The 8,721-nt window shown below is 60.5% G+C and carries 7 protein-coding genes and 2 pseudogenes; 8 read left to right on the top strand and 1 reads right to left on the bottom strand.

Going from position 1 to position 8,721, the window contains the following annotated elements:
- The 3 genes and pseudogenes from T18_RS27585 to T18_RS05975 form a co-directional block, all read left to right on the top strand.
- Window positions 1–812: pseudogene (locus T18_RS27585) on the top strand (pseudouridine synthase); the annotation flags it as partial.
- Complete coding sequence (rsmD, locus tag T18_RS05980; RefSeq protein ID WP_004432183.1) at window positions 793–1,350, top strand: 16S rRNA (guanine(966)-N(2))-methyltransferase RsmD; 558 nt, start codon at window positions 793–795, stop codon at window positions 1,348–1,350. The pseudogene T18_RS27585 and the gene rsmD, both read left to right, overlap by 20 nt.
- 188 nt (window positions 1,351–1,538) lie before the next feature.
- Window positions 1,539–2,465 carry a patatin-like phospholipase family protein gene (locus T18_RS05975; protein ID WP_038489980.1) on the top strand — a complete coding sequence of 309 codons (927 nt, stop codon included), beginning with the start codon at window positions 1,539–1,541 and terminating at the stop codon, window positions 2,463–2,465.
- A gap of 41 nt (window positions 2,466–2,506) precedes the next feature.
- Here T18_RS05975 and T18_RS05970 read toward each other — a convergent pair whose 3' ends face one another.
- A complete protein-coding gene (locus T18_RS05970; protein ID WP_038489983.1) occupies window positions 2,507–4,336 on the bottom strand; it encodes a monovalent cation:proton antiporter-2 (CPA2) family protein in 1,830 nt (609 codons plus the stop codon).
- A gap of 116 nt (window positions 4,337–4,452) precedes the next feature.
- Between T18_RS05970 and T18_RS05965 the strand changes: the two genes are divergently transcribed.
- The 5 genes and pseudogenes from T18_RS05965 to T18_RS27580 all read left to right on the top strand — a co-directional run.
- The gene (locus T18_RS05965; RefSeq protein WP_004432174.1) at window positions 4,453–5,799 is read left to right on the top strand and encodes a TldD/PmbA family protein; all 1,347 of its coding nucleotides are present in this window, start codon (window positions 4,453–4,455) and stop codon (window positions 5,797–5,799) included.
- Between the two features lie 93 nt (window positions 5,800–5,892).
- Window positions 5,893–6,699, top strand: coding sequence for a 3'(2'),5'-bisphosphate nucleotidase CysQ (locus T18_RS05960; protein ID WP_004432172.1), 807 nt, complete (start codon window positions 5,893–5,895; stop codon window positions 6,697–6,699).
- A gap of 58 nt (window positions 6,700–6,757) precedes the next feature.
- Window positions 6,758–6,997 (top strand): DUF4170 domain-containing protein, encoded by a 240-nt coding sequence (locus T18_RS05955; RefSeq protein WP_019564234.1) that lies wholly within the window; start codon window positions 6,758–6,760, stop codon window positions 6,995–6,997.
- 215 nt (window positions 6,998–7,212) lie between these two features.
- Window positions 7,213–8,535 carry a lipid IV(A) 3-deoxy-D-manno-octulosonic acid transferase gene (gene waaA, locus T18_RS05950; RefSeq protein ID WP_004432170.1) on the top strand — a complete coding sequence of 441 codons (1,323 nt, stop codon included), beginning with the start codon at window positions 7,213–7,215 and terminating at the stop codon, window positions 8,533–8,535.
- Window positions 8,529–8,721: pseudogene (locus tag T18_RS27580) on the top strand (HAD family hydrolase); the annotation flags it as partial. The gene waaA and the pseudogene T18_RS27580, both read left to right, overlap by 7 nt.

Raw genomic sequence — 8,721 nt, 5'->3', positions numbered from 1 at the left:
GCCCGCCCGCGGGCACCAGCCGCACGGCCAATGTCTGGATGGCGCCCGGCGCAAAGCCCACCCGTGATGGGAAGGAGCGGAAGTTTTCTGCCCGCGCGGAAGCGGAAAGCCTGTTCAAGAAGCCATCCGCCCAGGCGGAAGCGCGCCGCAACGTCGTCAGGCATGCCGATTCCGAGGGCGAGTGGATCCGTTCGGATTCCCCGCGCGAAGAGGAAGGCGGTCGTGGACGTGGCGACGGCCCGCGCGGTGGAAAGAGCTTTGGAGATCGCGGCGGGAAATCCTTCGGTGACCGCCCGTTCCGTGACAAACCACGTGAATCGGGAGATCGCCCGCGTGGCGACGGTCCTCGCGGCGAGAAGAGCTTCGGAGATCGCACCGCACGCGGTGGAAAACCGTTTGGCGACCGTCCGTTCCGTGACAAGCCACGTGAGGAGGGTGATCGCCCGCGCAGCGACCGCCCACGCGGCGAGAAGAGCTTCGGAGATCGCACAGCACGTGGTGAGAAACCTTTCGGTGAGCGTCCGTTCCGCGACAAACCCCGCGAAGACGGTGATCGCCCACGCGGCGACCGGCCTTTCGGTGACAAGCCAAGAGGCGCAAAACCGGGTGGAAAACCCGGCGGCAGGCCCGCATCGGGCAAGCCTTCTTTTGGAAAACCGGGTGAACGTGGCGAACGTTCGGGTTTTTCAGGCAAGGGCAAAGGCCCCGGTGGCGGTAGCGGCCCCGGCGGCGGCAAACCGGGCGGCAAAGGCCCGGGTGGCAAACCTTCTGGTGGCAGGGGAATGACACGTAATGCGGATCGTAGGCGGTGAGTTCCGCGGCCGAAATCTGGCCGCGCCGAAAACAAATTCCATTCGTCCGACAATCGACAGGACACGGGAAAGCCTCTTCAATATTCTAAGCCACGCCTATCCGGAAAGTCTTGACGGTACGCGCGTTCTGGACGTTTTTGCCGGAACGGGCGCGGTCGGGCTGGAGGCGCTTTCGCGTGGCTGTCGTGTGGCGCTCTTCGTCGAAAACGGCGTTGAGGGCAGGGGGCTGTTGTGGGAAAATATCGATGCGCTGGGGCTGCATGGGCGTGCCCGCATCCTGCGGCGTGACGCGACCAAGCTTGGCGGCGTCAACAATATCGAGCCCTTCGATCTCCTGTTCGCCGATCCGCCCTATGGCCAGGGCCACGGGGAGAAGGCATTTGCTGCTGCCCATGCCGGCGGCTGGCTGGCACCCGGTGCGCTCGCCATTCTGGAAGAGCGCGGCGATGTTGTGGTCAATGTCGAGCCGGTGTTCAAACCGCTCGAAAGCCGCATCTTCGGCGACTCGAAAATGCACTTCTACCGCTACGAGCCCTAGAGCATTTCCAGCAAAAACGGCCCCGGTTTCCGTGCGGAAATGCCGCAAAACAAAGAGTTAGAGTGTTTTCGCGATTTGAAGAAAAGCGAAAACGCTCTGACGGCAGCACTTTCCCGTCACGTCACGGTCTTGTCTTGTTTGCCGAATAGGCAGAGGCTTTGCCGTGGAAAGGGTCTTGGGTATTTGGCATGGAGCAGGGTGTAAACGACAGCGTCACAATGGTTCACGCCGGGCAAGAGGCAATCGATGCCAGCCGCGAGAGCGGTCATGAGCCGACATTCGGCCTGGCGCTCGGCGGCGGTGGCGCACGCGGCATCTGCCACATCAACGTTATCGAGGCATTCGACGAACTAGGCATTCGCCCGGTCGCGCTTTCCGGCTCCTCCATCGGCTCCATCATCGCAGCAGGCATGGCGGCCGGCATGAGCGGCAAGGAAATCCGCGAATATACGCTTGAACTCATGGGGCGGAAGGGTTCGGTCGCCAACCGTCTCTGGAGCCTAGGCCCCGCATCCATGCGCCATGCGGTCGATGGCTTTCGTCTTGGCCAGTTCAATCTCGAACTCATTCTGCACGCCTTGATGCCGCAAGCCCTGCCGAAGGATTTTTCCGAACTTGCCATTCCCCTGAAAGTGGTGACCACGGATTATTATGCGCAGACCGAAGTGGTGGTGGAAACCGGCGAGATCATTCAGGCGCTGGCGGCTTCTGCGGCTATTCCGGCTCTATTCATGCCGGTGCGCGTCAACGGCCGCATCATGATCGATGGCGGCATCTTCAATCCCGTGCCCTATGAGCATCTGATGGATCAGGCCGATATCGTCGTCGGCATCGATGTGGTTGGCGGCCCTGAAAGTGACGGCACCACCATGCCGAACCGGCTGGACAGCCTGTTCGGCGCCAGTCAGCTGATGATGCAGGCGGCCATTGCCCTGAAACTCAGATTGCGCCCGCCGCATATTTTCCTGCGCCCACCAGTGCACCGTTTCGGCGTGCTGGATTTCCTCAAATCGGAAGAAGTTCTGAACGCTTCCGCCGGGATCAAGGATGATCTGAAACGGCAGATCGAAATGCAGGTGGAACTGTTCCATCGCGGGCAGGGCGTGGAGGCTTGAGCGGTACTCCTTGAGTATCGCTATGGGCGAGCGCGTGCCGCTTAGTGGGTGACTGCTATTTCACCCTCGTCTTCGTCCTCTTCTTCCTCGCGCTTTTCCACCTTGTTCTTCGGCTTCATCAGTGGCTCGGGCTTCACTTCGCGCACCGGCTTGTTGTGCAGCATCTGCCTGCCGGCGGCGAGCCCTTCCACGGCCTGTAGCTGCAATCTCTCCTCGTCGCGCTCGCGTATGTCGTCGGAAATGGCAAGCGCCCTTTCGCCGTCCATGTCCAACCCTTCCAGAATGCGGCGGCCAAATAGCAGGCCGGATTCCAGAGTCTCGCGGATTTCGTATTCCACGCCCTTTTTCCTGAGATCGAGGGAATGAATGCGGTCATAGGAGCGGGCATAGATGCGCACGCTTGGAAATTCCGACTGGATCATGTCGATGATGCGGTCGGTGACTTCCTTTTTATGGGTGCAGACCGCCACGAGATCGGCGCGCTCTATGCCAGCCGCGATCAACACGTCCTTGCGTGTACCATCGCCAAAAAAGATGCGGAAACCGAAGCGGGAAGCCTGACGTACACGATCAGCCGAACTGTCGATGACAGTCACGTCGCGCCCACCGGCAAGCAGGATTTGCGAGGCGATCTGGCCGAAGCGCGAAAAGCCGATCATCAGCACATCGGCGCCAGCCCCGTCAAAATCCTCGTCCAGCGTGTCCTCATCGGCATCCTCCGCCGTCAGCCGGCGAGAAACCACTGCCAGCAGCGGCGTCAGCGCCATGGAAAGCGTCACGATGGCGACAAGGATGGAAGCCGTCGCCTGCGGAAACAGGCGGGAGGCGGCAGCAGTGGAAAATAGCACGAAACCGAATTCGCCGCCCTGCGCCAGCAGCAGCGCGATACGGCTCGATGCATAACGGGACGAACCGGCGATGCGGCACAGCCCATAGATTACGGCCGCCTTCACAGCCATCATCGCCGGCACGGCGATCAGGATGAGAAGAATGTGCTCATAGACGATGTTGATGTGCAGCGACATGCCGACGGCCATGAAGAACAGCGCCAGAAACAGCCCGCGAAACGGCTCGATATCGGCTTCCAGCTCGTGCCGATAAGAAGATTCCGACAGCATCAGCCCGGCCAGCAGCGCACCCATGCCCATCGAAAGCCCAACCGCCTCCATGATGGCGGCCGCACCGATGACGACGAAGAGGGCGGCGGCGATCATCACCTCCCGCGCACCCGTGCGGGCGATGATCTGGAACATCGGCGTCAGCAGATAACGCCCGGCCAACACCATGCCCGCCACCGCGACAACGGAGGCGATGAGATCGTAGGCCATCGAATCCGTCGGCACGTCCGGGCGGTTGGAAAGAATGGTGACAAGGGCGAGAAGCGGTACGATAGCGAGATCCTGAAACAGCAGGATCGAAAAGGACCGGTTGCCATGCCGCGTATTCATGTCGCCATCGTCTTCAAGAATCTGTAACGCAAAGGCGGTGGAGGAGAGTGCAAGGCCGAAACCCGCAACGAGGCTTCCACGCGCGTCGATCAGTCCGGCCCACCAGGCAATCAATGCCAGCACGCTGCCCGTCACCAGCACCTGCGCCAGCCCCAGCCCTAAAATATCGCGCCGCATCTGCCATATGCGCGATGGCTTGAGTTCGAGGCCAATGATGAAGAGCAGGAAAACCACGCCCAGTTCCGAGACGTTGAAGATATCTTTCGCGTCTGTCACCAGATGCAGGAACGGCCCGATGACGATGCCCGCCACCAGATAACCGAGCACGGTGCCAAGGCCGAGTTTGCGGAAAATCGACGCCGCAATGACAGCGCCGGCCAGAAGCAGCAAGGGTTCGGAAAAGAGAGCGTCGTGCTCGGTCATGCTGGCTGACTTTCGAATATGGTGGCGACAAAGCCTTGTCGATGGAGAAAGCGGCGTTTCGCCCTTGATGCGGGGTTGATGGCACAATAAATGGAACAGGAATGAAAGGCCAACTCATGTCCTCAGAAATAGATTCTTCCAAACTTCTCGATCGCGCCAGCGAGCTTGTCGATCTTGCCCGTGCTGCAGGCGCGGATGAGGCGGATGCCGTCGTCGTCCGCTCTCGCTCGCAATCGGTCGGCGTCCGGCTTGGCAAGGTGGAAAGTACCGAATCCTCCGAAAGCGATGATTTTTCGCTTCGCGTTTTCGTCGGGCGGCGGGTGGCGAGCGTTTCGGCCAATCCCGGCTTCGACCTGAAGACCCTGGCGGAACGGGCGGTGGCCATGGCGAAGGTTTCGCCGGAAGACCCCTTCGCCTGCCTGGCAGACAAGGAACGGCTCGCAACCTCCTACGACGATCTCGAGCTTTTCGATGCGACCGAGGTCTCTACAGATCAATTGCGTGAGGCAGCGCTCGCCTCGGAAGAGGCGGCGCTTGCCGTCAAGGGCGTCAGCAATTCCTCCGGTGCTGGCGCATCGAGCGGCATGGGCGGCCTCGTCCTTGCCACCTCGCACGGTTTTTCCGGCAGCTACATGGGCAGCCGTTTCAGCCGTTCCGTCAGTGTCATCGCCGGCGAGGGCACGAAGATGGAGCGCGACTACGATTTCGACAGCCGCCTCTATTACGCCGATCTGGATGCAGCCGAAGAGATCGGCCGCCGCGCCGGCGAAAAAGTCGTGCGGCGGGTCGGCCCGCGTCAGGTCGATACCGGCAGCAATATTACCGTGGTTTTTGATCCCCGCATCGCGCGCGGTTTCGTCGGCGCCATTGCCGGCGCGATCAATGGCGCTTCCGTTGCCCGCAAGACCAGCTTCCTGCGCGACAGGATGGGGCAGCAGGTTCTGAAAAAGGGCCTTTATCTGACGGACGATCCGCAGATCGTTCGTGGCCCCTCGTCGCGTCCTTTCGATGGCGAGGGTGTCCGGGGCGAGAAGATGACGATGATCGAGGACGGGGTGCTGAAGCATTGGTTCCTCTCTACCTCGGCAGCGCGTGAACTCGGCCTTGAAACCAACGGTCGCGGCGTGCGCGGTGGCACTTCGGTATCGCCGTCCTCAACCAATCTCGCGCTGGAGCCAGGCGATATTTCGCCGGAAGATCTGCTGAGGGACGTCGGAACCGGCTTTTACGTCACCGAACTGATTGGCCATGGCGCCAATATGCTCACGGGTGAATATAGCTGCGGTGCGAGCGGTTTCTGGATCGAGAATGGTGAAAAATCCTTCGCGGTTTCCGAGGTCACCATCGCTTCGAACCTGAAGGACATGTTCATGCGTGTCACGCCGGCTAACGATATCGACCGGAAATATGGTGTCGCAGCACCGACGCTTGCTATCGAAGGCATGACGATCGCGGGCAAGTGAGGCGACCTGCGGGTTGTTTTCGCCAGCACTTTGTGTGCAAGTGCGAAGGGAAAAACAGGCGCGCCGTATGAGGCGCGCGGAAAAGACGGCAAAATGAACGATATGGCTGAGGCCCGCTGGGCTTCCGATCTGAGGCTGGTCCTCGAAGCCGCACGCAAGGCGGGCGAGACGGCCCTCGGTTTCTTCCGCAAGGACCCCGAGGTCTGGTGGAAGAATGGCGGGCTTTCACCGGTCAGCGCGGCCGATTACGCGGCAAACGAAATTCTCGAAACCATCCTGCGTACCGCCCGGCCGGAATATGGCTGGCTGTCGGAAGAGACGGATGACGATACGACAAGGCTGGCCCGCTCCACCGTCTTCGTCATCGATCCCATCGACGGAACGCGCGCCTTCATCGGTGGGCGGGATACCTGGTGCGTCAGCGTCGCCGTGGTGCATGAGGGCCGACCCGTCGTTGCCGCCCTTGTTGCGCCTGCACTCGCAGAGGAATTCACCGCACTTGAAGGCGGCGAAGCGCTGAAGAACGGCAAGCCGATTTCAGCCGCCCGTGAAAACACCGGCGTTTTCCATCTGGCCGCACCTGAAGACGTGATTACGCATCTGCCGGAAGAGGTGCGCAGCACCGTCAAGCGCATTCCGCATGTGCCCTCGCTCGCCTATCGGCTGGCGATGGTGGCGGATGGCCGCATCGATGGAACGCTGGTCAAGGCGAACTCGCACGAGTGGGATCTGGCCGCCGCAGACCTTATCCTCGAAAGGGCAGGCGGCAGTCTGGTCGGACTTGATGGAAAACCCCTGATGTATAATCGCCGCGAGGTAAACCACCCCGCATTGTGCGCTGCAGCAGAATATGCGCTTCCCGCGCTTTTGAAAGCGTTTTCACATCTGTCCGATGGTTGACGTTTGCCCGGAAATCCCGCAGATGAGGGGCTCTCAGAGCTTAAGAAAGAGACAAGACATGACGGAATCTGGCAAACAGAAACAGCTGCTGCACCTTGTGTTCGGCGGCGAACTGGAAAATCTTCAGGATGTTCAGTTCCGGGATTTGAATGCGCTCGATATCGTCGGCATCTATCCTGACTACGCTTCCGCGCTGACCGCGTGGAGATCCAAGGCGCAGATGACTGTTGATAACGCCCATATGCGTTATTTTATCGTGCATATGCACCGTCTTCTCAATCCCGACGATAAAAATTGAGTCCTTTTGCCCGTGCGTTGTAATACTATTGGGTGAAGGCGAGTTTTCCCGTGATTCCTGCCCGGAATGGCAGGCAGGAAATTCGGTTGCGAGAAAACGTGATCGCGCTTTTGTTTCCGATGATAAAAAATGACGCAATTTGAGAAGAAGTAGGCGGCGATAACAACAAAGAACAGGGGCAGGGCATTGCGCGGAATGATCAAGGGCAGAATGTCATGAGCAGCCGTATCGCACGTTTCGCTCTTTCCGGTTACAGGATTGCCGGTATCGCCGCTTATCCGTTTGCACGGCCTTATCTTTCCTATCGGGCCGCAAAGGGCAAGGAAGACAAGCGCCGCCGTCTAGAACGTTTCGGTTACGCCAGCGCGGAGCGCCCCCGTGGCCCGCTCGTCTGGTTCCATGCCGCAAGTGTCGGCGAAACGCTCGCCCTCATTCCGCTGATCCGCGAAATACGCAAGCGCGATATCTTCGTGCTTCTGACCACCGGCACCGTCACCTCGGCCGAGCTGACCCGTACCCGGCTTGGCGATGATGTGATCCACCAATATGTGCCGCTCGACATCAAGATCGCGGTCAACCGTTTCCTCGCCTACTGGGCACCGGATGCCGCCATCACCGCTGAATCGGAAATCTGGCCGGTGACGATGATGGAGCTGGAGCGCCGGCACATTCCGCAGATCCGGGTCAATGCGCGGCTCTCAGACCGTTCCTTCGACCGCTGGAACAACCGGCACGACATTGCGGAATCGCTGTTTTCCAAGCTGGCGCTGGTGGTTGCGCAATCCGATGTCGATGCCGAACGCTTCCGTGATCTCGGCTCCTGGCCGGTGGTGATATCCGGCAACCTCAAGGGCGATACGGATCCGCCGCCTTGCGACGAAGCTCTGCTCGAGCACTATCGCAGGCAGATCGGCACCCGCAAGACATGGGCGGCGATCTCCACCTTCGACGGTGAAGAGAAGGCAGCAGCCACCGTGCATGCGGCGATCAAGTCGCGCAACGGTCAATTGACCATCATCGTGCCGCGCCACCCCGAGCGCGGCGACGACGTGGAAGCCATGCTGAAGGGCATGGGGTTGACCGTGGCGCGCAGAAGTCGCAACGACGTGATCACGCCGGAAACCGATATCTTCCTCGGGGATTCCATTGGCGAAATGGGGCTTTACCTCAGGCTCACCGAACTTGCCTTCGTCGGCCGTTCGCTGACGGCCGAGGGTGGGCAGAACCCGCTGGAGCCGGCAATGCTGGGCTGCGCCGTACTGTCAGGCGCGCATGTACAGAATTTCCGCGAGGCCTATCAGAAGCTGATCCGCGCAGGCGGCGGGCGCATCGTCCGCGATGTCGAGATGCTGGCCAAGGCGGTGCATTACCTCCTGGTCAACGACAATGAACGCTACAAGATGATCGATGCCGGCAACCGGGTCATTCAGGACATGCGCGGCGCGCTTTCCGCCACCGTCAAGGCGCTGGAGCCCTACATCAACCCGCTCACAGTCACCGCCAAGCTGCAACCGCGGAGTGCCATCGGTTCATGGTAGCGGATATGGAGATTGATGCGACCCAATCGATTGCCGCAGTCCTTTTCGACAAGGACGGTACGCTGTTGGGTTATGACGCAAGCTGGGGGCCGGTGAACCGTGAACTTGCGGCGATTGCCGCCAAGGGCGATCCCGTTCTTGCGGACCAGCTTCTCGCCGCCTGCGGCATGGATCCGGTTACCGGGC

The sequence above is a fragment of the Rhizobium sp. TBD182 genome, assembly GCF_001950375.1.
GTDB lineage: Bacteria > Pseudomonadota > Alphaproteobacteria > Rhizobiales > Rhizobiaceae > Agrobacterium > Agrobacterium tumefaciens.
The sequence above is the reverse complement of the archived record's forward strand: the minus strand, read 5'-3'. Positions and strand labels throughout refer to the sequence as shown.